The sequence below is a fragment of the Mesorhizobium sp. P2_E9 genome, from assembly GCF_056403815.1.
Map to the genome: position 1 here is coordinate 1 of NZ_JBFUET010000031.1, position 25,365 is coordinate 25,365.

Here is a 25,365-nt window from a genome sequence, read left to right on the forward strand (position 1 = left end):
CAAGCAACTGCATGGTCACCGCTATGCGCGGTTCCGAAGTCTCATCAGGGTCGCCTGCCAGTGCCTGATCGCCGCCGCCGCCCAGAACATCAAAAAGATCGCCCTTTGCCTATGGCCGAACCCCAAACCGGCCCTCGCATGAGGCCCTACGCCTCCTGTCAAAATCTCCTGACACAAACATTCCAAGACACTTCAATCACATAACAAAAAAACCCCGCCGAAAATCGACGGGGTTTGTCAGCAGTCTGACGGGGCTCTTTGGGAGCCCCGTTTTCGTTTAGAGCAATTCGAGGAAAAGTGTGAACGGTTTTCCCGGGAAAAGCGCGTAGCGCTTTCCCTTGGGAATTCCGTCAAAACAAGGACTTGGAACGGCGCGTCGTCCTCAAAATAGTTTGCGGTAGACGACGAACCCGGAGCGTTCGCCGACCTTGTCATAGAGCTTCATCGCGGTTTGATTGGTTTCGTGCGTCAGCCAATACACCCGGCCTGAGCCGGCGGTCTGGGCGCGCTCATAGACGCCTTCGATCAGCGCCCGGCCGATGCCCTTTCCGCGCGATGCCTGCGTGGTGAAAAGGTCCTGCAAATAACAGTTCGGCGCGATCGCCGCCGTGCTGCGGTGGAAGAGATAGTGCACGAGGCCGAGAAGCTGTCCCTTGCTTTCGCCCACCAGCGCATGCATCGGCTCATAGGCATCGAAGAAGCGCGACCATGTCATCGCGGTGATCTCGCTCGCCAGCGCCGTCTCGCCCGAGCGGTCATAAAACGCGTTGTAGCCATCCCACAGCGGCAGCCATCGGTCGAAATCCTGTCGCGTGACCGGGCGGACGATGATGGAGCTGGGCATGGCTGAACCTGTCGTCGTTGCTGTGGGTTGCAGGGGACGAACCAGACCGCAGCCTCCATAGGCCGGCAATGGGCCAGTCTCTGGCAAAGTCTTCAACACCGCGCAGCGTGTTCATTGCGACCCGCATCCTGCGCGCCTTGCTTGACGCTTTGCCGCCGTGTCTCTAGGACGTGCCGCTAAGAGCATGATCCCGAAAAGTGGGTACCGGTTTTCGGAAAAGATCATGCTCAAGGGACAGGCTCTAGCCTTTGCTGTCGAGGCCACCGTGACGATTGAACTTCCCGCCCATATGCACCCCAGCCGCTCGTTCCAGGGGCTGATCCTGACCTTGCACAATTACTGGGCCGCCTATGGTTGCGTCATCCTCCAGCCCTACGACATGGAGGTCGGCGCCGGCACCTTTCACCCGGCAACGACGCTGCGCGCCCTTGGGCCGCGTCGCTGGAACGCCGCCTACGTCCAGCCCTCGCGCCGTCCCAAGGATGGCCGCTATGGCGAGAACCCGAACCGGCTGCAGCACTATTACCAGTACCAGGTGATCCTGAAGCCGAACCCGCCCAACCTGCAGGAGCTCTATCTCGGCTCGCTGGCGGCGATCGGCGTCGATCCGCTGCTGCATGACATCCGTTTTGTCGAGGATGACTGGGAGAGCCCGACGCTGGGTGCCTGGGGGCTTGGCTGGGAATGCTGGTGCGACGGCATGGAAGTCTCGCAGTTCACCTATTTCCAGCAGGTCTGCGGCATCGAATGCGCGCCGGTGGCCGGCGAGTTGACCTACGGGCTAGAGCGGCTGGCCATGTATGTGCAGGGTGTCGACAACATCTACGACCTCAACTTCAATGGCCGTGAAGGCGCCGAAAAGGTCACCTATGGCGACGTCTTCCTGCAGGCCGAGCAGGAATATTCGCGCCACAATTTCGAATATGCCAACACGGCGATGCTGCTGCGCCACTTCGAGGATGCCGAGGCCGAGTGCAAGGCCCTGCTCGATGCCGGCGCGCCGGCTTCGAATGACAATCTGCCGATGCACAAGATGGTCTTCCCGGCCTACGACCAGTGCATCAAGGCCAGCCATGTCTTCAACCTGCTCGATGCGCGCGGCGTCATCTCGGTCACCGAGCGGCAAAGCTACATCCTGCGGGTGCGCAATCTGGCGAAGGCTTGCGGCGAGGCATTTTTAAAGACACAGGCGGGCGGTCTGGCGGCCTGAGTTTCAGGCACCCTTCATCATTTTGAGGGAAGCGTTGATCGGCGACAGGATCGGGGCGTTCTGCCCGGCCATCGTCCGCAGTGCCTGCCGCACACCCGGCATCGAGAAGGCGCCGTGGACCTGCGCGGTGAAGCAGGCGCTGAGCGCGAGGATCTGTAGAAGTCTGGATGCCGTTTTCATGGTCGTTGAGCCAAGTGTTCCCTGCCTGAGCGTGTGTCGCTTCAGCGCTGCGTTCGGTTCATGGAAATCTTTGATCCAAGGACGGGCGGGATCGTCGTGCCCCGACAGAGCGGTCAAAATTTCTGGAAAGGGTGACAGCGGCCAGCCGAGTTGCTATGCCCTCTTTACCTCCCCCTCGATGGGGGAGGTCGCCGCGAAGCGGCGGGTGGGGGTGACAGCGCGACGTTCCATGCCGAAACTCGATCGGTTCAAGCTGCAGTCCGCGCAACGGCTTCGTGCGGCAATGACCGATGAGGAACGCATCCTATGGCGGCATCTGTGGCGCATTCCAGTCGAAGGCACTCATTTCCGCAGACAGGCGTCGGTCGGGATCTACTTCCCTGATTTCATCTCACACCGGCTGAAGCTGATCATCGAGGTGGATGGTGCCCATCACAGCTTCGATGACCAGCAACGCCACGACGAGCGTCGAACAAAATGGTTTGAGAGCCAGGGCTATCGCGTCATCCGCTTCTGGAACCATGAAATCAAAAACGAACTGGATTCCGTGCTCGATACGATTTATGCGGCGGTGGAAGAACGAAAATCCCACCTTGGCCCGCGAGACGCCGAAGGCGCTTGAGACAGAGACGCCGCCACCCCACCCCGGCGCTAACGCGCCGACCCTCCCCATCAAGGGGAGGGTGAGGAGCTAACAATGCCCGACCTGCTTCTAGAACTCCGCTCGGAAGAGATTCCTGCCCGCATGCAGCGCAAAGCGGCGGGTGATCTGAGGAAGATGCTGATCGACGGTCTGGTCGAGGCGGGTTTGACCTATGAGGCGGCGCGCGAGTACTGGACGCCGCGGCGTCTGACGCTCGATATCAGGGGGCTGACCGCACGCTCGAAAGACATAAGCGAGGAGATCAAGGGGCCGTCGACGACGGCGCCTGAACAGGCGGTGCAGGGGTTCCTGCGCAAGGCCGGCCTGTCTTCGGTCGCCGAGGCGCATGTCCATTCCGATCCGAAGAAGGGCGACTTCTATGTCGCCCACATTTCGAAACCGGGCAGGGCGGCCGAAGAGATCGTCGCCGAACTGGTGCCTGGCATCATCCGCAACTTCCCGTGGCCGAAATCGATGCGCTGGGGGCCGGCCTCGGCCAAGCCGGGCTCGCTGCGCTGGGTGCGGCCGCTGCAATCCATCCTGTGTACCTTCGGCCCGGAGACCGAGGAGCCTGTCGTGGTCGATTTCGAGATCGACGGCATCCGCTCCGGCAACATCACCTACGGCCACCGCTTCCTCGCGCCGGGCGAAATCAGCGTGCGTCGCTTCGACGATTATGTGAGCAAGCTGGAAGCGGCGAAGGTCGTGCTCGACGCCGACCGCCGCAAGGAGATCATCCTCGCCGACGCCCGCAATCTTGCTTTCGCCAACGGGCTCGACCTGGTCGAGGACGAAGGCTTGCTGGAGGAAGTGTCAGGCCTAGTCGAATGGCCTGTCGTGCTGATGGGCGAGTTCGAGCAGGCTTTTCTGGCCATTCCGGCCGAAGTGATCCGGCTGACCATCCGCGCCAACCAGAAGTGCTTTGTCACGCGTCCGCAAGGTGAAAGGGAAGCACTCTCCAATCGCTTCATCCTCACCGCTAACATCGAGGCCAAGGACGGCGGCAAGGAAATTGCCCACGGCAACGGCAAGGTGGTGCGCGCACGCCTCTCCGACGCGCTCTATTTCTGGACGACCGACCAGGGCGATCTGCCGGATCTCGCAACGCTTGAAGCATCGGCTGAAAAGTTCGGGCTCGATCTGAAAAAGCCGCTCGACCAGCGCGTGGCCCGGCTCGACCATCTCAATGTGACGTTCCATGCCAAGCTCGGCACACAGGGCGAGCGGGTGGAGCGGATCAAGCGGTTGGCAGAGGAATTGGCGCCGATCGTCGGCGCCGATCCCATGCTCGCGGCTCGAGCCGCGGTTCTCGCCAAGGCCGACCTCACCACCGAAGTCGTCGGCGAGTTCCCAGAATTGCAGGGCACCATGGGCCGCAAATACGCGCTGCTGCAAGGCGAGCATCCATCCGTGGCCGGGGCCATCGAGGAACATTACAAGCCGCAAGGCCCGTCCGATTATGTGCCGAGCGATCCGGTGTCGATCGCTGTCGCGCTCGCCGACAAGCTCGATACGCTGGTCGGCTTCTGGGCGATCGATGAAAAGCCGACAGGGTCGAAGGATCCCTATGCTCTGCGCCGTGCCGCGCTGGGTGTGGTGAGGATCATTCTGGAAAACAAGCTCAAGCTTTCATTGGGCATTGCCATTGCGGCCGCGGTCTCTTCGGCTCTCGCCGCATATGAACAAAAATGCGAAGGGGCTGAGAGCCGTGGCGTCGTCGCGATGCTCGATTCCCGTATTCGCGACTACAAGGGGGCAAGCCAGCTACTGTCCGAGGCTGGCCTGATCTCCAATTTGTTGAAGGGTGGGTTGGACAAGGCGGGGTCAGAAACCTTTGGCAACGCCGATCAGGAACGAGAGTTCTTCGATGGCCAGCGTGTGATGGAATTGGGAGCATCGCTGTCGCCATTCATCGCCGACCTCGTTGCATTCTTCCACGACCGTCTAAAGGTCTACCTCCGCGATCAGGGCGCCCGCCACGATCTCATCGACGCAGTGATCACGCCACAGTCCGACGACCTCCTGCAGATCGTCCGCCGCGTCGAAGCGCTGGGCTCCTTCCTCGATACCGAGGACGGCAAGAACCTGCTCGCCGGCACCAAGCGTGCGGCCAACATCCTGGCTGCCGAGGAGAAGAAGAAAACGGCGATTGCCGAAGCCGTTGAGCCGGCTCTGTTCAAGGAGAACGCCGAGAAATCGCTGTTTGCGGCGGTGAATCAGGCCGAGAAGCAAGCCGGCGAAGCGATTCAAAACGAAGACTTTTCCGCTGCCATGCTGGCGCTTAGCGTTTTGCGCGAACCCGTTGATTCATTCTTTGAGGGTGTTCTCGTGAATGATGAGGACTTGTCCGTACGCGCCAACCGTCTGGCGCTGCTCGCCCGCATCCGTGCGGCCACCGGTCAGGTCGCGGATTTCGCGAAAATAGCGGGTTGAGAGCATGATCCCGAAAAGTGGTCACCGGTTTTCGGACAAGATCATGCTCAGACAAAAAAGGCCGCAGGCCTAAGAAAAATATCTTCCAGCCGGCCGTTCGAGCCGGCTTACAGTCATATGACGATGATCTCTCCGTGGCAAAAGGGACATGTTCCCCAACCCAACGGAGGCTTCCATGAATTCCGATCACGAAATCGAAGTGACTGAAGAAACCTCGGCTCCTGTCGAGGCGATTGAAACCGCTTCCGAAACCGCCCTCGATCATGCCGCCGCTGCCACGGTCGAAGCCGCCGATCACTCTGATGATGAGGACGGCGACGAAGAAGAAGGCGACGACGAAGACGGCGAAGAGTCCGACGAAGCCGCCACGCTCTCGGGCGATGACGACGAAGACGAGGATGAAGATGACGCCGTAAAGGCCGCAGGCGATGACGCTGAAGGCGAAGAAGAATCCAAAGACGGCGAGTCCGAAGAAGACGACGACAAGGAAGAAGCGGCCTGAGATTTCAATCCGGCTCTGTCGAGAAGAGAGGGCGGCGCATCAGCGCCGCCCTTTTTTGTCGATCTTCCCAGATGCCGATTGATCAGTTTTCCAGGATGCTGACGCGCACGCTGTCCTCGTAGACGTCGACCTGGATCAGCGGTTCGCCATTGACGATGGCGCGCTTGGTCGAGGAACTCATCGCGCCGGGACGCTCCAGCATGCGCTGCAGATCGGCGCGCTGGTCGTTGGTCCTGAACCAGGCATCAGCCTCATCGTCGCTGTCGCGGCGATGGAACTTGTGCCAGTTGGCGCGATCCTGCCGCACCATTTGCGCGGCGCTGTCCAGCGCATAGCCGTCGCTCGCCTGATGATCGCGATCGGAAATGCGCGCGACATAGGACCCCAGCATGTCATCGGCTTGCGCTGCACTGACGCCCAGCAGCGACGCCAGCAGAAGCCCGGCGACGGTAACGGTCTTGGATATTCTCATGATCAACCCCCTTTGAACGACGAAATCCGTTTGCCAGAGCCGCCCCTTTGCCTGAATTGCTTGACCAAATTCAGGCGTCAGCGTCGAGCAGCCAGATAGGCCAGGACGAGCTCGCGCGACAATGGTGCACAGGGCGCCGTCAAGCTGTCAACGATCTGGCCAGTCCACCAGTTTGTTGGCCGCTACTTGACCTTGCCGACCCCGGGAACGGGTGCGGTCGGTGCCGGCGCCGGCGCCGTCGGTTTCTTCTGTGCGTCCGGGGTCGGAGCGGCCGAGGCGGTCGCCTTGGCGGGCGCCGCCGCGGTGGTCGCGGCGGGTGCCTTGCCTTGCGTCGGTGTCGAGAAGTCGCCGCCGACGACGCCGCCGCGAATGATCATCGGGCCTGGCATGAAACCGTGCCGGGCCTCGGGCGCGTTGGGGATCGCCGCTACCTTCTCATAGGTGACGTCCGGTTCGCCGAGCGCAACGACGGACACCACATCGCTTGCCTCGACATCGGCTGCCTTCAGCACGAGGATGGAGGGCGTCGCGGTTGGCGGGCCGGGAAAGACGAGCGACGAGGCCTGAGCTCCGCCGCTCAACGCCGCCAGGGTGATCCCCAGCAAGATACGCACAAACACGATGACCACTCCCCTTTGCCCCAAGCCCGGATGGTAGCGGACCGGAATTGATACCGGCTTTCGCGGAAACATAGCATTTTAGGAATTGATAAATCGCCAAGGCCCTCTGTTGCCGAACAGCCGGCTTGCCCAACAGCCGCCATCGTACTACGCAGCCGCCATCTGCGAGGTGATGAGAGTGGCTGAGATACTTGCCGTTGGCGACGCGTTCGAGCGGGCGCTGGCACTGCTCCAGGACGGCGATGTCGTCGCTATCCCGACGGAAACCGTCTACGGGCTTGCTGGCGACGCCACCAATGGCATCGGCGTGGCGCGCATTTTCGAAGCCAAGGGTCGGCCACGCTTCAATCCGCTGATCGCCCATGTCGCCGACATGGACATGGCCGAGCGCATCGCTGTGTTCGATCCGCTGTCGAGAAAACTGGCGCTGGCTTTCTGGCCGGGTCCGCTGACGCTGGTGCTGCCGCAGCGGTCAGGCAACGGCATTCATCCGCTGGTCACGGCCGGGCTCGACACGATCGCCTTACGCATGCCGAGGGGCTTTGGCGGCGACCTCATAGCAAAACTCGGCCGCCCGCTTGCCGCACCCAGCGCCAATTCATCCGGCAAGATCAGCGCGACGACGGCGCAAGCGGTGGCGGCCGATCTCGGCGCCCGCATCAAGCTGGTCGTCGATGGCGGCGCGACACCGGTCGGGCTGGAATCGACCATCGTCAAGGCCGAAGGGGAACGACTGCGCCTGCTCCGGCCCGGCGGCATTGCCGCAGAGGAGATCGAGGCGGCCCTCGGCATGGCGCTGTTGCGCGGCGGCACCGCCGGTGTCGAGGCGCCGGGCATGCTTGCCTCGCACTACGCGCCAGGTGCCGCGATGCGGCTCAATGCCGGCACGGTTGGCAAGGACGAAGCGTTACTCGGCTTCGGCGGCCAACGAGCGGAAGGCTGGCGCAGCGCGGCTGCCTTCCGGAACCTGTCCGCGTCAGGTGACCTGCGCGAAGCGGCAAGCAATCTTTTCGCTTACATGCAGGAACTCGATCGCAGCGGCGCACGCACCATTGCAGTCGAGACGATTCCCTTCGACGGGCTTGGCGAGGCCATCAACGACCGGCTCTCTCGCGCCGCCGCCCCTCGTGACAACACTGAGCCCACACCGTAGTTTTCCCACATGACCGAAATTTCAAAGAGACTTGATCCCGCTCTGATCGATCGCTTCGCGGCCATCGTCGGCGACAAATACGCCATTCGCGACGAACAGGACATCGCGCCCTACCTCATTGAGCGACGCGGGCTCTGGCATGGCGTAACATCGCTGGTGCTGCGGCCGGGCAGTGTCGACGAGGTCAGCCGCATCATGCGGCTGGCGACCGAGACGGGGACGCCGATCGTGCCGCAAAGCGGCAACACCGGTCTGGTCGGCGCCCAGGTGCCGGACAGGTCCGGCCGCGAGATCATCCTGTCGCTGTCGCGGCTGAACCGCATCCGCGAGATCGATGTCCTGTCCAACACAGTGACGGTCGAGGCCGGCGTCATCCTGCAGACGCTGCAGGAGGCGGCCGATGCGGCCGACCGGCTGTTTCCGCTGTCGCTCGCCGCACAGGGCTCCTGCCAGATCGGCGGCAACCTTTCTTCCAATGCCGGCGGCACCGGCGTGCTTGCCTATGGCAACGCCCGCGAACTCTGCCTCGGCGTCGAAGTGGTGTTGCCGACCGGCGAGGTGTTCGACGATCTGCGCAAGCTGAAGAAGGACAACACCGGCTACGATTTGAAGAACCTGTTCGTCGGCGCCGAAGGCACGCTCGGTATCATCACCGCCGCTGTCTTGAAGCTCTTCCCGAGGCCGAAGGGCAGGGAGGTCGCCTTTGCCGGCATGTCGTCGCCCAAGGCGGCGCTGTCGCTCTTTACCTTGGCGATGGACCGGGCCGGCGGCTCGCTCACCGCGTTCGAACTGATCGGTAAAAGGCCTTACGACTTCACGCTGAAGCATGGCCAAGGCATCACGCGGCCGCTGGCCGATAATTGGCCATGGTATGTGCTGATGCAGGTCTCTTCAGGGCGTTCCGAGGAAGACGGCAGGGCGCTGATCGAGGAGATTCTGGGCGAAGCGCTCGAGCAAGGTATCATCGGCGACGCAGTGGTCTCGGCAAGCCTTGCCCAGGGCGATGCCTTCTGGAATTTCCGCGAGACGCTGCCCGAGTGCCAGAAGCCCGAGGGCGCTTCGATCAAGCACGACATCTCGGTGCCGACAGCCGCGATCCCGGAGTTCATCGACAAGGCGGCCGGCGTGGTGGAAGGGGTCTGCCCCGGCGCGCGCGTGGTCTGCTTCGGCCACATGGGCGACGGCAATCTCCACTATAACATCTCGCGGCCCGTCGATGGCGATGACGAGGCGTTCCTCGCCCTCTACCATCCCATGAACAAGGCCGTGCACGATGTCGTGCGGTCCTTCCATGGATCGATCTCGGCCGAGCACGGCATCGGCCAGTTGAAGCGCGACGAACTGATTGCCACCGCGCCGCCGATGGCGATCGATCTGATGCGCCGGGTGAAAGCCGCCTTCGATCCGGCCGGCATCATGAATCCCGGTAAGGTTATCTGATCCTTTCAACATCTAGTGGTCGGTGGCATTCCGATAACCATCCCTGAGATCAGCAAAATTTAACCGACTTTCTTAAGCGCGGCGGTAAGGACCCCACGCTACTGTTTCCCCATAACGAGGCCGGGAAAACTGGCCCGGAGAGAACCGGACACCGGCTCTCAGGAGACAGACAGGAAGGCACTCTATGAACACCGGACTGAAGCCAGTCTGGGCGGGACGCAACATGCGCCTCGACCCATTCCGACTGCCCCAGATGGTCAGCTACGCCACGCGCGACGATTACGGCGACGTGACGTTCACCATCGACCACCGCGGCGCCGTGATCCGTCGCCTGCTCGAGATGAGCGGCGTGCCGGCGATCATCGCACTGCCCGCCAATGCGTTCCGCGGCGTTGCCGCCCGCGCAATGGAGGATCCGGAAGGCAATGTCACGGTGACCCTGGAACTCCTGCACAATGATCCGATGCTGTCGGTGCCGCTGCTGGTGGCCGACGATCTCGAAGACGTCGCCGCCGACTGGCGCGCCTGGGCCGATGCCTACCGCCTGCCGATGCTGCTGATCGAATCGGACGGTGTTGCCCGCACCCTGGAAGAATCGCTTGGCGCCGCCATCAAGACGCTGCCGCCGCAGGATCGCCGCAAGGGTCGCGTTTCGAACACACGCCGCCCGCGCTTCCTCGCCCGCCGCAGGGCCGGCAACCTCGGTCTCAGGCTGGTCATCGATGGCCAGGAGATCATTTCAAGGGAGTGAGAAGCGGTTCGCGTAGCGATTGAAAAGCCAATTGCTTGGCTTTTCGAGCTTCGAACGCCGTGAGCCTGCGAAGGGCCAGGGCGTGGAAAAAGCCGCTACACCAGCGGCTTCAGCGCCACCCACAATGCGCCACCGATCAGGCCGAGGAAGATCAGCCAGCCGACCTGGTTGTTCGACCGGAACAGCCGCAGGCATTGGTCCGGCTCGTTGATATCCAGAACCGCGATCTGCCGGGCCATATGGGCACCGGCGGCAATCAATCCCGCCAGCGCCACCACCGGCGCCTGCGCCGAGGCGAAGGCGATGGCGAAGCAGATCAGCGTGCCGCCATAAAGCCCAGCCAGCCACGCCTTGGTGTTGTCGCCAAACAGGCGCGCCGTCGAGCGCACGCCGACAATGGCGTCGTCTTCCTTGTCCTGATGCGCATAGATCGTGTCGTAGCCGATCACCCACAGGATCGAGCCGATATAGAGCATGATGGCGGGGCCATCGAGATCGCCGAACTCGACCGCCCATCCCATCAGCGCGCCCCAGGAAAAGGCAAGGCCGAGAAACAATTGCGGCCAGTTGGTTATCCGCTTCATGAATGGATAGATGGCAACGATCGCCAGTGAACAGATGCCGAGCAGAATGGCGAAACTGTTGAACTGTATGAGCACCGCCAGGCCGACCAGGGCCTGCAGCACAAGAAACAGCCAGGCCCGCCGGCGCGTAGCCTGGCCTGACGGCAGCGGGCGCGAGCGCGTGCGTTCGACCTGATTGTCGATGTCTTCGTCGACGAGGTCGTTGTAGGTGCAGCCGGCGCCGCGCATGGCGATGGCGCCGACCAGGAACAGCACGAGATACCATGGCGCCGGCAGCAGCGAGAGTAGCGGATCGCCGGGGCGCGGATAGGCGCTCGCGGCGAGTGCGGCCGACCACCAGCATGGCCACAAAAGCAACTGCCAGCCGATCGGCCTGTCCCATCGCGCAAGCTGCGCATAGGGCCAGATCGAGCGCGGCAGCACGCGGTAGACCCAATGGCCGTTCGGCGCATCGGCGACACGGCCCTGGGCGGCTTTCGACTGGATAGGTTCCATGTCCATGGAGTGGCAGCAGCCGCGGAAACCGTCAAGCGGCAAGCGGATGAGCGGCGACCGTCAGCCCGTCAGGAGGTGAAGATGTCGCGCTTGGAAAACCAGTCTTTCGCCGTCTCGACGAATGCCAGTGCCGCGTTCGACACGCGCTGATGCGTGTCATAGGTGAGAATGATCCGCTGCATCGGCAGTGGGTCCGACAATCGCTTGCAGATCAGCGGCAGCCCGTCATAGCTGCGGTCGCCATGCGGGCGGGTGTAGCTGACGGCGACGCCAAAACCGTTCGCCACCATGCTGCGCTGGAGTTCGAATGAACTTGTCGCCCTGTCGGCCAGCGGCGAGAGGCCGCGGCTGCGGAACAGATCGAGCATATGCTGCCAGCTCTGCGGCTGGTCCGTCGTGACCAGCGGATAGGCGGCCAGATCGGCCAGGCTGACCTCGGGGCGATCCGCCAGCGCATGGCCTGCCGGCAACAAAGCATGCGGCCGCAACTCATGCAGCAGGATGCGGGCGAAATGCGATGGCAGACCGAGATCGTAGCTGAGACCGAGATCGATGGCGGCGTCCGCTAGACGCCGCCCGAGCGTCTCGAACGTTTCGTCGCGAACGATGACATCGACACTTGGATGGCGTTCGGAGAAAGCGCGGATGAGACCCGGCGCGAAATAGGGCGCCAGATCCTCGAAACATCCAAGCACCAGTTCGCCGCCGACAGCCGAATTGCCCGAACCCAGGCTCATGAGTTCGTCCGTCTCGGCAAGAACCTGTTTTGCCTTCGTCACGACGACACGGCCGAAAGAGGTCAGCGAGACGCCGCTTCCGCGCTGGCGCACGAAGATTTTTTGGCCGAAATCCTTTTCGATGGCGTCGATCGCCACCGAAATCGATGGCTGCGAAATGTTCAGCGCCTTGGCCGCACCGGTGACGCTGCCGTGGCGGGCGACGGCGACCAGATAACGCAACTGCGTGAGGGTTGGACTCATAGTTAAAACCTATGTGTCAGATGAGAAGTTATTATTTTACTGAATGAATTGATGTTGCGATAGTCGGTTCATTCCAAGAGGAGAACGCCATGGCTTCCCAAACTGCTACCCGTGCAATCAAAACCGACATCATCGACGCGGATACAATCGCCGACTACCAGCGTGACGGGGCGGTTTGCATCCGTGGCGCCTTCAAGGGCTGGGTCGACACGATCGCCGCTGGCATCGAACGCAACATGCAGAACCGCAGCGCCACCGCATCGGACATCGCCAATGGTCGAGGCAGTTTCTTCGACGACTACTGCAATTGGGAGCGCATTCCTGAATTCGTCGAGGTGGTGCGGAAATCGCCGGCCGCGCAAATCGCGGCGGCGGTGATGCAGTCACGCACGGCGCAGTTCTTCCACGATCACGTGCTGGTCAAGGAACCCGGAACGCAGAAGCCGACGCCCTGGCATCAGGACATCCCCTATTATTTCGTCGATGGCCAGCAGACGGTCAGCTTCTGGATCCCCATCGACCCGGTGAAGGAAGCGACGCTGCGCCTGATCGCCGGCTCGCATAAATGGGACAAGATGATCCTGCCGGTGCGGTGGCTCGACGACAGCAATTTCTACGCCGGCGAGGGCGACTATTTGCCGGTGCCCGATCCCGACAAGGATCCGTCGATGAAGGTTCTCGAATGGGAGATGGAGCCGGGTGACGCCATCCTGTTCGACTTCCGCACCGCGCATGGCGCGCGCGGCAACCCGACCGCGGCACGGCGCCGGGCGCTGTCGCTGCGCTGGGTCGGCGACGATGCCCATTATGTCGAGCGGCCGGGCCGCACGTCGCCGCCCTATCACGGCCATGGCATGCAGCCGGGCCAGAAATTGCGCGAGGACTGGTTCCCGGTCGTTTTCCCCGGCTGAAGCGGGCCAGAATATGGGCGCCGGAATTTGGCGCCTATATTCGGCTGGGGAGAACGTTCCCGTGCGCAATTTCGATCAAAACACCCTGATGCCTTGACCCGTGGCCCGGAGAGCAATAGCGGGTGCTCTTCAAGGGTTAGCATCAAGAGGTGGCCATGAACGTTCTTCTTCTCGGCTCCGGCGGCCGCGAACATGCGCTGGCCTGGAAGATCGCCGCTTCGCCGCTGCTGACCAAGCTTTACGCGGCTCCCGGCAATCCGGGCATCGGCAGCGAGGCCGAACTGGTGAAGCTTGATATCACCGATCATGCCGCCGTCGTCGCCTTCTGCCGCGAGAAAAAGATCGATCTCGTCGTGGTTGGTCCGGAAGGGCCGCTCGTCGCCGGCATTGCCGATGATCTGCGTGCCGAAAACATCCGCGTCTTCGGGCCTTCCAAGGCCGCCGCGCGGCTGGAGGGTTCGAAGGGTTTCACCAAGGATCTCTGCGCCCGATACGACATCCCGACCGCCGCCTACGGACGCTTCAGCGATCTGGCCTCGGCAAAAGCCTATGTCGAAAAGACGGGCGCACCGATCGTCATCAAGGCCGACGGGCTCGCCGCCGGCAAAGGCGTCACCGTCGCCATGACGCTGGACGAGGCGCGGGCAGCCCTCGATGCCTGTTTTGAGGGCTCCTTCGGCGCCGCCGGCGCGGAGGTGGTGGTCGAGGAATTCATGACCGGCGAGGAGGCGAGCTTCTTCTGCCTCTGCGACGGCACCACCGCACTGCCCTTCGGCACGGCGCAGGACCACAAGCGCGTCGGCGATGGCGACACCGGCCCCAACACCGGCGGCATGGGCGCCTATTCGCCGGCCCCGGTGATGACGCCGGAAATGATCGAGCGCACCATGCGTGAAATCATCGAGCCGACCATGCGCGGCATGGCGGAGCTCGGCGCGCCTTTCGCCGGCATTCTCTTCGCCGGGCTGATGATCACGGACAAGGGGCCGAAGCTGATCGAATACAACACCCGCTTCGGCGATCCCGAATGCCAGGTGCTGATGATGCGTCTCAAGGATGATCTGCTGGTCCTGCTCAACGCCGCCGTGGACGGCCAGCTGGCGCACACGTCCATACGCTGGCGCGACGAGGCGGCACTCACCGTGGTGATGGCGGCGAGGGGCTATCCCGGCACGCCGGAAAAAGGCTCCGTCATCCGTGGCGTCGAACAGGCGGCGGGCGACGGCGTCCAGGTCTTCCACGCCGGCACCGCCATCAATGGCGGCGCGCTGGTCGCCAATGGCGGCCGCGTCCTCAATGTTACCGCGACTGGTGCCACGGTCGGCGAGGCGCAGGCGCGGGCCTATGCCGCGCTCGACCGGATCGACTGGCCAGATGGATTCTGCCGCCGCGACATCGGCTGGCAGGCTGTGGCGCGCGAGAAGACCGGCGCCTGATTGGATCGAGCGCTACGGGCTCGAGGCCATCATCCATGAAGCCTTCGGAACGCAGACCTTAGACAATTCGCTTCGGATCGACCTTGGCCATTGGAACGGCGCACTCGATCGCGATTCGCGCCGCCAGCGTCGGATCGATAGCATCCTTGCCTGCCTCGATCGCACGCTGAAGTGCAAAACCGATCGCGATCGGCGCCTGCGTTGGCGGCACTTCATAGAGCTTTAGCCCTTCGAGGACTCTTGGCCACAGGAATCTGACATAGTTGAATGGGAGATCGCCGGGGCGGTGTTCCGCGGGAAGCTGTGGCTGCCCGAAACTCTCACCACCTACCGTGCCCGCGACGTGGCGCATGGTTTGATGCACCATGTCCAACGAGACACTGCCGCCAAAGGCTCGTGCCGCCCCCAAGGCCAAACTCAGCAATGCGAATTCGCTTTCAATCAGATAGCGGTTGGGGAGATCACCGAAGAAGTAGTGATGGCCGTCCTTCCCGGTCACTATTGTCAGACTGTTGCCGCCGCTTGGCGGGCTCTGGCCGATCTCGCTCAATGCGGCCACGAGGCATGAGAAACCGCCGGTCGAGGCGAGGATCGCAAGGAGATCTTCCATACGCACGCCGCGATCATTGGCGATCATTTTGCAGATCATGTCGAAGAGCAAACGCCCGACGAGTTGTGGACGCACAAGAGGCTGGTCACCTTCGCTCCTGCGCAGATGATCGAGCACGGCGCGATGCCCAGGATGAGCTTCGCCATTTCCACCACTTGCTGGCGGAGAAGGAGATGTTTGTGGCGACGAAGATGGTTTGCGGCCAAAAAAAGGAAGTTTCATAGAAACACTTTGGCGCAGAGCCGTTAAGACCCTGTAACTTGCAAGACGGCCGCTGATTGCTGTCCTTTTTGCTTCTATGGATGCGATGGCACTGCACGGCGATCGTACAACGCTGATCCTTCTTGGGCTTGCGCGCACCAGCACCAGCAAGGCCACGGCGAGGATCGGCAGAATCGTGCCCAGCCTGGGTATGTCGGCTGGATGCGGCTAGGGAATTCTGCCTCCGCCGATGTCAGCGCTGATCGCGGTCGAGCGTTGTCGAAGCAGTGCTGAGCGGGTCGGCCGCGGCAAACGCGGCGTCGAGTTGCTCCGGAGAACGCTGCTCGGTGCGCTTCCAGGCGACATACTGCACGATGCCGAAGCTCGGCCGCCGTGGCACCGTCTTCACCACGGGCATGCGGAATCCATCGCTGAATTTGGACCAGCGCGAGCCCAGCACCGCGACCATTTCCTCGAATGTCGGCGGCGTTGCCACATCGGCATAGATGAGGGTGGCCTTGCCGGCGAGCGCTGCTTCCCGGGAGAGCGGAACCGGCACGCTAGCAAGATAGTCTGATGGCACGTCGATAAGCCCACCAAACGGCCATTGCTGGCGCAGCGTGGCGGCATCGGTCGGTGCGACGTTGACGTCGATATCGTTGGGCGTGCCGGCAACCCTGTAGGGGCAACGGAAGCGGCCGCAATTGGCTTGCGCCGAGAACTGCCAGAGCGCGTAGCCCTGCCAGTTGCCCATCGGAAAATGCACGTCGATATCTGTCTTGTAGCGGGCATACCAGAGCGGCAGCCGCGACAAGAGCCGGTATTTATAGCGGTTGTCGGCGATGTACTGGGCCGTCTTGCCGTTGGTGTAGAGCACCGGGAAGCGGCCGATGCGCCGATGCACCTGGCGCACGAACTCCTCGGCATCGTCGAGCGACATCCACTGCGATGGATCGATGCCTTCGATGTCGAGCGCCATGAGATCGTCCGGCGCGGGATCGGCAAAATCGAGGAAATTATTGGCCTGCTCGACCGGATTGCCGGGGCGGGCGAGATGATAGGCGCCCCATTTCATGCCGAGAGCCTTGGCGACGACCCGGCGCGTCTGGAACAGTTCGCGCGTCACCGCATGGCGTTTCCACAGCGCCTTGCAGAGCTTCACCTCGGTGTCGTTGCCGAAACAGAAATAGGGCGGCGGCATGCCGTCCGACGCCTTGTTGATGAAACCGGCGATGCGCTTGTCGGTGGCAAGCTGCGCCCAGTCGATGGAATTGTACTCGTAAGCGTCGACCACAAGAGCCCGGTCGGCGCTCTTCCACGGCTCGGAAAAGTCCGAGGCCTTTGCCGCCGATATCAGCGCCATCATCGCCGCAAGAGCGATGGCTGAGCGGTGAAGAGGATGCGCCGGCGTTTTCAAACAGGGAATCCCCGCTGACCAAACACCGATGGTGAGCCGGTATGGTTAAGAAATGCTTCCCGATGCTGAGGCCGTGGGGAAGTTAGCGTCGGTTGAACGGCTGGAGTTCAAACGGATCGGGCGCGGGGTCTTGCTGCAGCGTGCCTTCGGCGGCGCGTTTGCGATGGTGGGCGAGAGAGCATTGCGGCGAGCACAATATGCCGCGATCCGACCAATAGGCGGCACCGTGTTCGAGCTGACCCCCATGATGCCAGAACCCCGTTGCGCGGTAGGGCAAGCCGCATTCGATGCAGCGATAGGCGTCGGGTCTGGCGAGCATGGGCTGGTTCCGGTCGGCTGGCTCTGTCTGTGGACGTTCGACTTGATGCGACGTCCATCGAATTTAATACAGGCCGGCGCGATTGCAAAATCCGCGTGACAAAATTTGACGTTTACGTAAAAAGAAGATGGGAGACCGCCCAAAGGCGGATGGTTTTGCGGCTCCGCGAGCCATAGGGTCGGCAGGCGGAAGCTGAGGAGGAAAGCGGCATGTATCGGGCACCGGTCGAGGATATCGCGTTCACGCTCAAGCATGTGGCTGGCATGAAGCCGGCCCTTGATGCGGGCACGTTCGGCGATCTCGGCGAGGATCTGGTCGATGCCGTCATTGGCGAGGCTGGCCGGTTCGCCACCGAGGAGATGGCGCCGCTCTACAAGATCGGCGATGAACACGGTGCGGTGCTGAAGGACGCTGCCGTCACCACGCCACCGGGCTGGAAGGACCTCTATCGCCGCTGGATCGACGGCGGCTGGAACGCGCTTTCCGGGCCGGAAGAGTATGGCGGCCAGGCGCTGCCGACGATGCTCGGCGTCGCCGCGCTCGAAATGTGGAACTCCGCCGCCATGGCTTTCGGCATCGGCCCGACGCTGACCATGGGCGCGGTCGAAGCGCTGGACAAGCATGCTTCCAAAGACCTCAAGGCGAAGTACCTCGCCAAGCTTGTGTCGGGCGAGTGGATGGGGACGATGAACCTGACCGAACCGCAGGCCGGTTCCGATCTCGCCGCCTTGCGCAGCCGCGCCGAGCCGGCCGGCGACGGCACCTACCGCATCTTCGGCCAGAAGATTTTCATCACCTATGGCGAGCACGATTTTACCGACAACATCATCCATCTGGTGCTGGCGCGGCTGCCCGATGCGCCGGCCGGCACGCGCGGCATCTCGCTGTTCCTGGTGCCGAAATTCCTGGTCGGCGACGACGGCTCGCTTGGCGCGCGCAACGACGTCTTCTGTTCCGGCCTCGAGCACAAGCTCGGCATCCATGCCTCGCCCACCTGCACGATGATCTATGGCGACGGTTTCCAGGGCGCCAAGCCCGGCGCCATCGGCTGGCTGATCGGCGAGGAGAACAAGGGCCTCGCCTGCATGTTCACCATGATGAACAATGCCCGGCTTTGCGTCGGCATGCAGGGGGTCGCCGTCGCGGAAGCCGCCACGCAGAAGGCAATCGCCTATGCCAACGACCGCCGCCAGGGCAAGGCGGCGGGTTACTCCGGTGCGGGCATGGCGCCGATCGTCCATCACCCCGACGTGCAGCGCAATCTCCTGACCATGAAGGCGCTGACGCAGACCGCGCGGGCGATCAGCTATTCCTGTGCCCACGCCATCGACATGGCGCGGGTCTCGGATGGTGATCAGGCTGCGCACTGGCGCGACCGCGCCAATCTGTTGACACCGCTGGCCAAGGCATTTTCGACCGATGTCGGCGTTGACGTCGCTTCGCTCGGCCTTCAGGTGCATGGCGGCATGGGCTTCATCGAGGAGACGGGTGCGGCGGCCTTCTACCGCGACGCGCGCATAGCGCCGATCTACGAGGGCACCAACGGCATCCAGGCGATCGATCTGGTCACCCGCAAACTGCCGCTCGGCGGCGGCGAACATGTGCATGGCTTCATCAGCGAATTGGCCACGGTCGCCAACGCCGTGCGCACCTCCAACCTGCAAGGTTTCGGCCGCACCGCCGATGCGCTCGATGCCGCACTCGACGATCTGACACAGGCGACCCGTTTCCTGCAGAAATTGTCGGCCGACGGTCGGGTGGAGGAGGTGCTGGCGGGTGCGACGCCGTATCTCAGGCTGATCTCGCTTGCCGCCGGCGGTGCCTATCTGGCGCGTGGCGGTCTTGCCGATCAGGGCCGCATCGCCCTTTGCCGCTTCTTCGCCGAAAACCTGCTCGGCGAGGCGCGCGCCTTGAAAGGGCGTGTTGTCGATGGCGCAGAGAGCCTCGCCGCTGCTGGCAAGACGCTGATATCAGCCTGAATTCTCACAGCGCTCACCAGGGAAAAAAGACCGTGACAGACCATATCCTCGTCGAGCGCCAGGGCGCCATCCAGATCATCCGCATGAACCGCCCGGAAAAGAAGAACGCGCTGACGCGCGCCATGTACGCCAAGATGTCGGCGGCCCTTGCCGAAGGCGATGCCGATCCGGCGATCCGCGTCCATGTCTTCCTCGGCGTGCCCGGCGCCTTCTCCTCCGGCAATGACCTTGCCGATTTCATGGTTGTCGCCACCGGCGGCGATGGCGGCACCGAGGTCTGGGATTTCCTGATGGCGCTGGCCAGGGTCGAAAAACCCATCGTCTCCGGCGTCGACGGCATCGCGGTCGGCATCGGCACCACGATCAACCTGCATTGCGACCTGACCTTCGCCACGCCGCGCACCGTGTTCAGGACGCCTTTCGTCGACCTCGGCCTGGTGCCCGAGGCAGGATCGAGTCTTTTGGCGCCGCGCATTTTGGGCCAGCAAGCCGCGTTTGCGTTGCTTGGCCTTGGCGAGGGCTTTTCCGCCGAGCGCGCGAAGGCCGCGGGCCTGATCTACGAAGTGGTCGAGGAGGGCGCGCTTGAAGCCTCGGTCCTGGCGGCCGCCGGCCAGATCGCCTGCAAGCCGCCGCAGGCATTGAAGATCGCACGCGACCTGATGCGTGGCTCACGTGACGACCTCGTCGCCCGCATTGGCGAGGAAAGCGAGCATTTCCGCGAGCGGCTGAAGTCGGATGAGGCTCGTGCGGCGCTCACCGCATTCATGACCAGAAAGAAGAACTGAGACCTTTCAGGGATAAAGCCGCGTCTTGTCCCAACCGCCTTTGGCGTTGCGGGAAAAAACCACCCGGTCATGCAGCCGGAACGGCCGATCATGCCAGAACTCGATCGTCTTCGGCACGATGCGGAAGCCTGACCAGTGCTTTGGCCGAGGGATCTCGCCGATGGCATAGCGCGCTGTGTATTCGGCGACAGCTTTTTCCAGCGCGAAGCGGCTTTCAAGCGGCCGCGACTGCTTCGAGGCCCAGGCGCCGATGCGGCTGCCGCGTGGGCGCGTCGCATAATAGTTGTCGGCATCGGCATCGCTGACGATCTCCACCGGACCGCGAATGCGCACCTGACGGCGCAGCGATTTCCAGTGGAAACACATCGCCGCTTTCATACTGCCAAGAATCTCCTGGCCCTTCGCGCTCTCGAAATTCGTGTAGAAAACAAAGCCGCCCTCATCGAACCCCTTGAGCAGCACCATCCGCACATCCGGCATGCCTTCGGCATCGACGGTCGCCAGTGCCACGCCATTGGCGTCGTTGATTTCGCTCTTGGTGGCGTCGTCCAGCCATGCGGCAAAGAGACGAAACGGCTCGGCCGCTTCGGTAAAGTCACTGCTTGTTAACTCGGTGTCACTCATAGTTTTTCTCAAATTGTCACGAAATCAGGGAGGTTGCCGATTGTCGCGTATCGCGCAAGCTTTTGACAGCAGGCAATGGGGCGTTATCGCTTCGGCCAGCGCGAAAGCGGCGATCGTGTCAATCGCCCTGCCGCTTGTTGGCTGTGGCGCGGGTGGCTTCAGCCTGGAAAAAGCCGAAGTCGACCGCTCGATCCTGACCAGCAGCACGCAGACTTCGGCCAAGCCAACTGATTCGGATCGCGACTCAGACCAGACGACGATCGGCAATGCGGTGTCCTCCGCCGACATCGAGCAACTCGGCGGCCAGGCCGTGCCGTGGGCGAATACCGGCACCGGCTCACGCGGCTCCATCACCGAACTGGCGGAATTGAAGGACAGGGGCCAGACCTGCCGCCGCTTCAAGGCCTCGCGCGAAAGCTTTGATGGTGTTGCCATGTTCGAAGGCGAACTGTGCCTCGCCAGTGCCGGCGGCTGGCGCATGCAGGGCTTCAAGGCGCTCTGACTTTCTGCCTTTGATATGACGCTCCGCTACTGGAATTTCTTCCTATGCGAGCGCATATAGGGGGCAAGTATGGACTCAACTCATTTCCAGGGCAGGAAGCATGCGCGACCCGTATGAGGTCCTGGGCGTTGCAAAGAACGCATCGGCCAAGGACATAAAATCGGCGTATCGGAAACTCGCCAAGAAACATCATCCGGACCAGAATCCGGATGATCCCAAGGCGAAGGACCGTTTTGCCCAGGCCAACCAGGCCTATGAGATCGTCGGCGACGAGAAGAACCGCGCCGCCTTCGATCGCGGCGAGATCGACGCCGACGGCAAGCCACGCTTCCAGGGATTTGAGGGCGCTGCCGGTGGCGGCGATCCCTTCGGTGGGTTTCGCCGCCAGCAAGGACCCGGTGGTTCGCGATTCGAATTCCGGTCTGGGCGCCCTGGCGGTGATCCGTTCGACGGCAACAGCGATATTTTCAGCCAGATTTTCGGCGACGCCTTTTCTGGCGCGCGCGGCGCCGGTGCCGGCGATCGCCGCCAGCCGGCGACGGCGGCCGATGTCAACGTCACGCTCGACGTCACCATCGAGGAAGCCGCGACCGCCGAAAAGGTGACGGCGATGTTCCCCGATGGCCGCAAGGTGGCGGTCAAACTGCCGGCCTTTGTCGAGGATGGCCAGACCATCCGGTTGAAGGGGCAGGGCGAGCAAGGCCCGGGCCAGCCTGGCGACGCGCTGGTCAAGATCCATATCCGCCGGCATCCGCGCTACCGCATCGAAGGCCGCGACCTGCATGCCGATCTGCCGGTTTCGCTGGCCGATGCCGTGCTGGGCGCCAAGGTGCCGGTCGAGACGCCAACCGGCAGGCTCGCGGTCAATGTTCCCGCCTGGTCGAGCTCGGACAAGGTCCTGCGACTCAAGGGCAGGGGCTTGCCGGAGAAAGCCGGCGGCCATGGCGATCTCTATGCCCATGTGCGCATCATGCTGCCGGAGGGCGGGGATTCTGCACTCGAAGCCCTGCTGCGCGGCCAAAAAGGCTGATCCAGCGCTTTTGTCCCCCGAACTGTCCGGTTTGAACGCTTGAAGGGGCTGTGTGCCTGTGCGATAGGCACTCCACAAAGCAGAAACCTTGCGGAGAGCGCTCACATGGCGGGTGGACAGGGCCTGATGGCCGGCAAGCGCGGCCTGATTCTTGGCGTCGCGAACAACAGGTCGATTGCCTATGGCATCGCCAAGGCCTGTGTGGATCATGGTGCCGAGATCGCGCTGACCTATCAGGGCGAGGCGTTCAAGAAGCGCGTCGAGCCGCTGGCGGCGGAACTGGGCGCCTTTGTCGCCGGCCATTGCGACGTCACCGATCCGGGGAGCCTCGACGAGGTTTTCGCCAATGTCGCCAGGCATTGGGGTGGCAAGCTCGACTTCCTCGTCCATGCCATCGCTTTTTCCGACAAGGACGAACTGACCGGCCGCTATGTCGAGACGACGCGCGACAACTTCCTGCGCACCATGGACATTTCGGTCTATTCCTTCACCACCATCGCCAAGCGCGCCGAGGCGCTGATGACCGATGGCGGTTCGCTTCTGACGCTGACCTATTACGGCGCCGAGAAGGTGATGCCGCACTACAACGTCATGGGCGTCGCCAAGGCCGCGCTCGAGGCCAGCGTGCGTTATCTCGCCGTCGATCTCGGCGCCAAGAAGATCCGCGTCAACGCCATCTCCGCCGGCCCGATCAAGACGCTTGCCGCATCCGGCATCGGCGACTTCCGCTACATCCTGAAATGGAACGAATACAATTCGCCGCTGAAGCGGACGGTCACGCAGGAAGAGGTCGGCGATTCCGGCGTCTATTTCCTGTCCGACCTGTCGCGTGGCGTCACCGGCGAAGTGCATCATGTCGATTCCGGCTATCACGTGGTCGGCATGAAGGCGGTCGACGCGCCTGATATCTCGACGGTCAAGGACTAGCTCCCTCCGCCTATCCTCCGCCCAGGCCCTGGCCCGATCTCCGGAAGACCTGATGTACCCGCTGGTTTATATCGTGCGCCACGGCCAGACCGCGTGGAACGCCGAGTTCCGGCTTCAGGGCCAGGCCGATACCGATCTCAATGTCCTTGGCCGCGAACAGGCGACCGGGAACGGGCATCGGCTGGCCGAACTTGTCGGCAATCCCGGGGAATTCGATTTCGTCGCCAGCCCGATGCGGCGAACGCGCGAAACGATGGAACGCATCCGCGCAGCGATGATGCTCGATCCGCTCGCCTATCGGACCGATGCACGCCTCATCGAAGTCAATTTCGGTGACTGGCAGAGTTTTACCTTTGCCGAACTCGAGACGCAGTCACCCGGAGCGAGCCGGTCCCGCGCACTGGACAAATGGAATTTTCAGCCGCCCGGCGACGGGTCGGAAAGCTACCAGATGCTGCTCGAACGGGTAAAACCCTGCTTCGACGAGATGGACCGCAGGACGGTCTGCGTGACGCACGGTGGCGTCATGCGCACCCTGTTCCGGTTCGTGCTCGACATGGCCGAAGACGAGGCCGCGAACCTGGAGATACCGCAGGATCGCGTGCTCAAACTCCAAGGCAAGAGCCTGGAGTGGCTTTAGGCCGTCTACAATGGCCAGACACGGCAGTTTGCGGCCACAATCGCGTAAGAGGCGACTGGGCCGGCTCGGCGGAATGTCGAACCGACGGCACACATCCAAATTGGGTCGGAAGCTTTAGTTCGTGTCGCCGTCCGGCAACTGCATGTCAGTGATGACGTTCTCGCCATTGGTCACGTCATAGGCGATGACGATGTCCATGCCCGGCTTCAGCGCGTCGAGATCGGTCTCTGCGTTCAGCTTGTAGGATTTGCCGTCGTCCAGCGTCAGGGTCAGCGCGTCCTTGTCGACCTTCTTGATCAGGCCTTCGGTCTGGCCGGCGAAAGCAGCGGTGGAAAGCAGCAGCGTGGCGGCAACAGCGCCAATCAGGGTACGCATAATCGTCCTCTTTGGTCATTGCGCCGGCTTGGGTGGCGGCGGATCCTCAACGGCGGATGGAAGAAAGCAGAAACCAGCCGAATGTGTCAAAACTTAAACGGCGGGGATGACAGTTTGACCACTGCAAAAAACGCCAATAGAAGGCAGGCTTCAACCGGCTCCGCTGCCGGGCAGGGCACTTTTCCATGTCTCACAACACGTTCGGCCATCTTTTCCGTGTCACCACCTGGGGCGAAAGCCATGGTGCAGCACTGGGCTGCGTGGTCGACGGCTGCCCCCCGGGCATCCGCTTCACGCGTGACGAAATCCAGGCCGAGCTCGACAAGCGCCGGCCGGGCCAGTCGCGCTTCGTCACCCAGCGCCGCGAGCCGGACGAGGTGAAGGTGCTGTCGGGCTTCGTGCTCGACGAGGACGGCGAGACGATGATCACCACCGGCACGCCGGTCTCGATGCTGATCGAAAATGTCGACCAGCGTTCGAAGGACTATGGCGAGATCGCTCGCCAGTACCGGCCGGGCCATGCCGACTACACCTATGACGTCAAATACGGCATACGCGACTATCGCGGCGGTGGCCGCTCCTCGGCCCGCGAAACAGCGGCGCGGGTGGCGGCAGGCGCGCTCGCCCGCAAGGTGGTGCCGGGCATGGTGGTGCGCGGCGCGCTGGTCTCGATGGGTGAAAAGTCGATCGATCGCGCCAACTGGAACTGGAATTTCATCGGTGACGCCGAGAACCCGTTCTTCACCCCCGATCCCGCTTCCGTTCCCGTCTTCACGCAGTATCTCGACGGCATCCGCAAGGCCGGTTCCTCTGTCGGCGCGGTGATCGAGATCGTCGCTGACGGCGTTCCGCCGGGGCTTGGCGCGCCGATCTACGCCAAGCTCGATCAGGACATCGCCTCCGGGCTGATGTCGATCAACGCCGTCAAGGGCGTCGAGATTGGCAACGGCTTCGAGGCTGCGCGTATCACCGGCGAACGGAATGCCGACGAGATGCGCATGGGCAATGACGGCAAGCCGGTGTTCCTGTCCAACAATGCCGGCGGCATCCTCGGTGGCATCTCGACCGGCCAGGCGATCATTGCCCGCTTCGCCGTCAAGCCGACCTCGTCGATCCTGACGGCGCGCAAGTCGATAGACAAGGACGGCAACGACGTTGAGGTGATGACCAAGGGCCGGCACGATCCCTGCGTCGGCATCCGCGCCGTGCCGATCGGCGAAGCGATGGTTGCCTGTGCCATCGCCGATCATTATCTGCGGCATAGGGGACAGACAGGGCAGGGAGTAGGCAGTAGGCAGTAGG

Annotated in this window: 26 protein-coding genes and 1 pseudogene; 17 read left to right on the forward strand and 10 right to left on the reverse strand. The window is 62.7% G+C overall.

Annotation, left to right across the window (positions count from 1 at the left end):
• Positions 1-142: pseudogene (locus AC1D05_RS34460) on the forward strand (IS5/IS1182 family transposase); the annotation flags it as partial.
• Positions 143-382: 240 nt separating this feature from the next.
• Here the strand turns inward: AC1D05_RS34460 and AC1D05_RS34465 are convergent.
• The gene (locus tag AC1D05_RS34465) at positions 383-844 is read right to left on the reverse strand and encodes an N-acetyltransferase family protein (RefSeq protein ID WP_477447307.1); all 462 of its coding nucleotides are present in this window, start codon (positions 842-844) and stop codon (positions 383-385) included.
• A 223-nt stretch (positions 845-1,067) separates the two neighbouring features.
• Between AC1D05_RS34465 and AC1D05_RS34470 the strand changes: the two genes are divergently transcribed.
• From AC1D05_RS34470 to AC1D05_RS34485, 4 genes are all read left to right on the forward strand, one after another.
• On the forward strand, positions 1,068-2,054 hold the full coding sequence (locus tag AC1D05_RS34470) for a glycine--tRNA ligase subunit alpha (RefSeq protein WP_477447309.1): 987 nt from the start codon (positions 1,068-1,070) through the stop codon (positions 2,052-2,054).
• A gap of 34 nt (positions 2,055-2,088) precedes the next feature.
• Entirely contained in the window at positions 2,089-2,856 is a 768-nt protein-coding gene (locus AC1D05_RS34475; protein WP_477447311.1) for an endonuclease domain-containing protein, read from the forward strand.
• Positions 2,857-2,931: 75 nt separating this feature from the next.
• Positions 2,932-5,310, forward strand: coding sequence for a glycine--tRNA ligase subunit beta (gene glyS, locus AC1D05_RS34480; RefSeq protein WP_477447313.1), 2,379 nt, complete (start codon positions 2,932-2,934; stop codon positions 5,308-5,310).
• Between the two features lie 175 nt (positions 5,311-5,485).
• Entirely contained in the window at positions 5,486-5,812 is a 327-nt protein-coding gene (locus AC1D05_RS34485; RefSeq protein WP_477447315.1) for an ATPase, read from the forward strand.
• Positions 5,813-5,894: 82 nt separating this feature from the next.
• On the opposite strand, the gene AC1D05_RS34490 is transcribed toward AC1D05_RS34485, so the two are convergent.
• Together AC1D05_RS34490 and AC1D05_RS34495 are read right to left on the reverse strand one after the other, a co-directional pair.
• Entirely contained in the window at positions 5,895-6,284 is a 390-nt protein-coding gene (locus AC1D05_RS34490) for a hypothetical protein (RefSeq protein WP_477447317.1), read from the reverse strand.
• Positions 6,285-6,466: 182 nt separating this feature from the next.
• A complete protein-coding gene (locus tag AC1D05_RS34495) occupies positions 6,467-6,904 on the reverse strand; it encodes a hypothetical protein (protein ID WP_477447319.1) in 438 nt (145 codons plus the stop codon).
• A 172-nt stretch (positions 6,905-7,076) separates the two neighbouring features.
• On the opposite strand from AC1D05_RS34495, the gene AC1D05_RS34500 reads away from it, so the two are divergent.
• From AC1D05_RS34500 to AC1D05_RS34510, 3 genes are all read left to right on the forward strand, one after another.
• Positions 7,077-8,057, forward strand: coding sequence for an L-threonylcarbamoyladenylate synthase (locus AC1D05_RS34500; RefSeq protein WP_477447321.1), 981 nt, complete (start codon positions 7,077-7,079; stop codon positions 8,055-8,057).
• Between the two features lie 9 nt (positions 8,058-8,066).
• Complete coding sequence (locus tag AC1D05_RS34505; RefSeq protein ID WP_477447323.1) at positions 8,067-9,497, forward strand: FAD-binding oxidoreductase; 1,431 nt, start codon at positions 8,067-8,069, stop codon at positions 9,495-9,497.
• 184 nt (positions 9,498-9,681) lie between these two features.
• A complete protein-coding gene (locus AC1D05_RS34510) occupies positions 9,682-10,248 on the forward strand; it encodes a DUF6101 family protein (protein ID WP_477447325.1) in 567 nt (188 codons plus the stop codon).
• A gap of 95 nt (positions 10,249-10,343) precedes the next feature.
• On the opposite strand, the gene ubiA is transcribed toward AC1D05_RS34510, so the two are convergent.
• Together ubiA and AC1D05_RS34520 are read right to left on the reverse strand one after the other, a co-directional pair.
• Complete coding sequence (ubiA, locus tag AC1D05_RS34515; protein WP_477447393.1) at positions 10,344-11,327, reverse strand: 4-hydroxybenzoate octaprenyltransferase; 984 nt, start codon at positions 11,325-11,327, stop codon at positions 10,344-10,346.
• Positions 11,328-11,395: 68 nt separating this feature from the next.
• Positions 11,396-12,307 carry a LysR family transcriptional regulator gene (locus tag AC1D05_RS34520; RefSeq protein WP_477447327.1) on the reverse strand — a complete coding sequence of 304 codons (912 nt, stop codon included), beginning with the start codon at positions 12,305-12,307 and terminating at the stop codon, positions 11,396-11,398.
• An 89-nt stretch (positions 12,308-12,396) separates the two neighbouring features.
• On the opposite strand from AC1D05_RS34520, the gene AC1D05_RS34525 reads away from it, so the two are divergent.
• Both AC1D05_RS34525 and purD read left to right on the forward strand, forming a co-directional pair.
• Entirely contained in the window at positions 12,397-13,218 is an 822-nt protein-coding gene (locus AC1D05_RS34525) for a phytanoyl-CoA dioxygenase family protein (RefSeq protein WP_477447328.1), read from the forward strand.
• A 155-nt stretch (positions 13,219-13,373) separates the two neighbouring features.
• Positions 13,374-14,654: a phosphoribosylamine--glycine ligase gene (gene purD / locus AC1D05_RS34530; protein WP_477447330.1), complete on the forward strand. Its 1,281-nt coding sequence runs from the start codon at positions 13,374-13,376 to the stop codon at positions 14,652-14,654.
• Between the two features lie 58 nt (positions 14,655-14,712).
• On the opposite strand, the gene AC1D05_RS34535 is transcribed toward purD, so the two are convergent.
• The 3 genes from AC1D05_RS34535 to AC1D05_RS34545 all read right to left on the reverse strand — a co-directional run bounded on the left by AC1D05_RS34535 (position 14,713) and on the right by AC1D05_RS34545 (position 17,201).
• Entirely contained in the window at positions 14,713-15,381 is a 669-nt protein-coding gene (locus AC1D05_RS34535; protein WP_477447332.1) for a hypothetical protein, read from the reverse strand.
• A gap of 337 nt (positions 15,382-15,718) precedes the next feature.
• Positions 15,719-16,831 carry a glycoside hydrolase family 25 protein gene (locus AC1D05_RS34540; protein ID WP_477447395.1) on the reverse strand — a complete coding sequence of 371 codons (1,113 nt, stop codon included), beginning with the start codon at positions 16,829-16,831 and terminating at the stop codon, positions 15,719-15,721.
• Positions 16,832-16,964: 133 nt separating this feature from the next.
• Positions 16,965-17,201 carry a hypothetical protein gene (locus tag AC1D05_RS34545; protein ID WP_477447334.1) on the reverse strand — a complete coding sequence of 79 codons (237 nt, stop codon included), beginning with the start codon at positions 17,199-17,201 and terminating at the stop codon, positions 16,965-16,967.
• A 209-nt stretch (positions 17,202-17,410) separates the two neighbouring features.
• On the opposite strand from AC1D05_RS34545, the gene AC1D05_RS34550 reads away from it, so the two are divergent.
• Together AC1D05_RS34550 and AC1D05_RS34555 are read left to right on the forward strand one after the other, a co-directional pair.
• Positions 17,411-19,180 (forward strand): acyl-CoA dehydrogenase, encoded by a 1,770-nt coding sequence (locus tag AC1D05_RS34550; RefSeq protein WP_477447336.1) that lies wholly within the window; start codon positions 17,411-17,413, stop codon positions 19,178-19,180.
• Positions 19,181-19,212: 32 nt separating this feature from the next.
• The gene (locus AC1D05_RS34555) at positions 19,213-19,965 is read left to right on the forward strand and encodes a crotonase/enoyl-CoA hydratase family protein (protein ID WP_477447338.1); all 753 of its coding nucleotides are present in this window, start codon (positions 19,213-19,215) and stop codon (positions 19,963-19,965) included.
• Between the two features lie 6 nt (positions 19,966-19,971).
• On the opposite strand, the gene pdxH is transcribed toward AC1D05_RS34555, so the two are convergent.
• Entirely contained in the window at positions 19,972-20,589 is a 618-nt protein-coding gene (gene pdxH, locus AC1D05_RS34560; RefSeq protein ID WP_477447340.1) for a pyridoxamine 5'-phosphate oxidase, read from the reverse strand.
• A gap of 40 nt (positions 20,590-20,629) precedes the next feature.
• On the opposite strand from pdxH, the gene AC1D05_RS34565 reads away from it, so the two are divergent.
• The 4 genes from AC1D05_RS34565 (at position 20,630) to AC1D05_RS34580 (ending at position 23,688) form a co-directional block, all read left to right on the forward strand.
• On the forward strand, positions 20,630-21,091 hold the full coding sequence (locus AC1D05_RS34565) for an RT0821/Lpp0805 family surface protein (protein ID WP_477447342.1): 462 nt from the start codon (positions 20,630-20,632) through the stop codon (positions 21,089-21,091).
• A 100-nt stretch (positions 21,092-21,191) separates the two neighbouring features.
• Positions 21,192-22,121 (forward strand): DnaJ C-terminal domain-containing protein, encoded by a 930-nt coding sequence (locus tag AC1D05_RS34570; RefSeq protein ID WP_477447343.1) that lies wholly within the window; start codon positions 21,192-21,194, stop codon positions 22,119-22,121.
• Between the two features lie 105 nt (positions 22,122-22,226).
• A complete protein-coding gene (gene fabI, locus AC1D05_RS34575) occupies positions 22,227-23,048 on the forward strand; it encodes an enoyl-ACP reductase FabI (RefSeq protein WP_477447345.1) in 822 nt (273 codons plus the stop codon).
• A 52-nt stretch (positions 23,049-23,100) separates the two neighbouring features.
• Complete coding sequence (locus AC1D05_RS34580; protein ID WP_477447347.1) at positions 23,101-23,688, forward strand: histidine phosphatase family protein; 588 nt, start codon at positions 23,101-23,103, stop codon at positions 23,686-23,688.
• Between the two features lie 114 nt (positions 23,689-23,802).
• On the opposite strand, the gene AC1D05_RS34585 is transcribed toward AC1D05_RS34580, so the two are convergent.
• Positions 23,803-24,063 carry a DUF1344 domain-containing protein gene (locus AC1D05_RS34585; protein ID WP_027041441.1) on the reverse strand — a complete coding sequence of 87 codons (261 nt, stop codon included), beginning with the start codon at positions 24,061-24,063 and terminating at the stop codon, positions 23,803-23,805.
• A 185-nt stretch (positions 24,064-24,248) separates the two neighbouring features.
• Here AC1D05_RS34585 and aroC point away from each other — a divergent pair, with 185 nt between their 5' ends.
• Positions 24,249-25,364, forward strand: coding sequence for a chorismate synthase (aroC, locus tag AC1D05_RS34590; RefSeq protein WP_477447348.1), 1,116 nt, complete (start codon positions 24,249-24,251; stop codon positions 25,362-25,364).
• The last annotated feature ends 1 nt before the right edge of the window (position 25,365 follow it).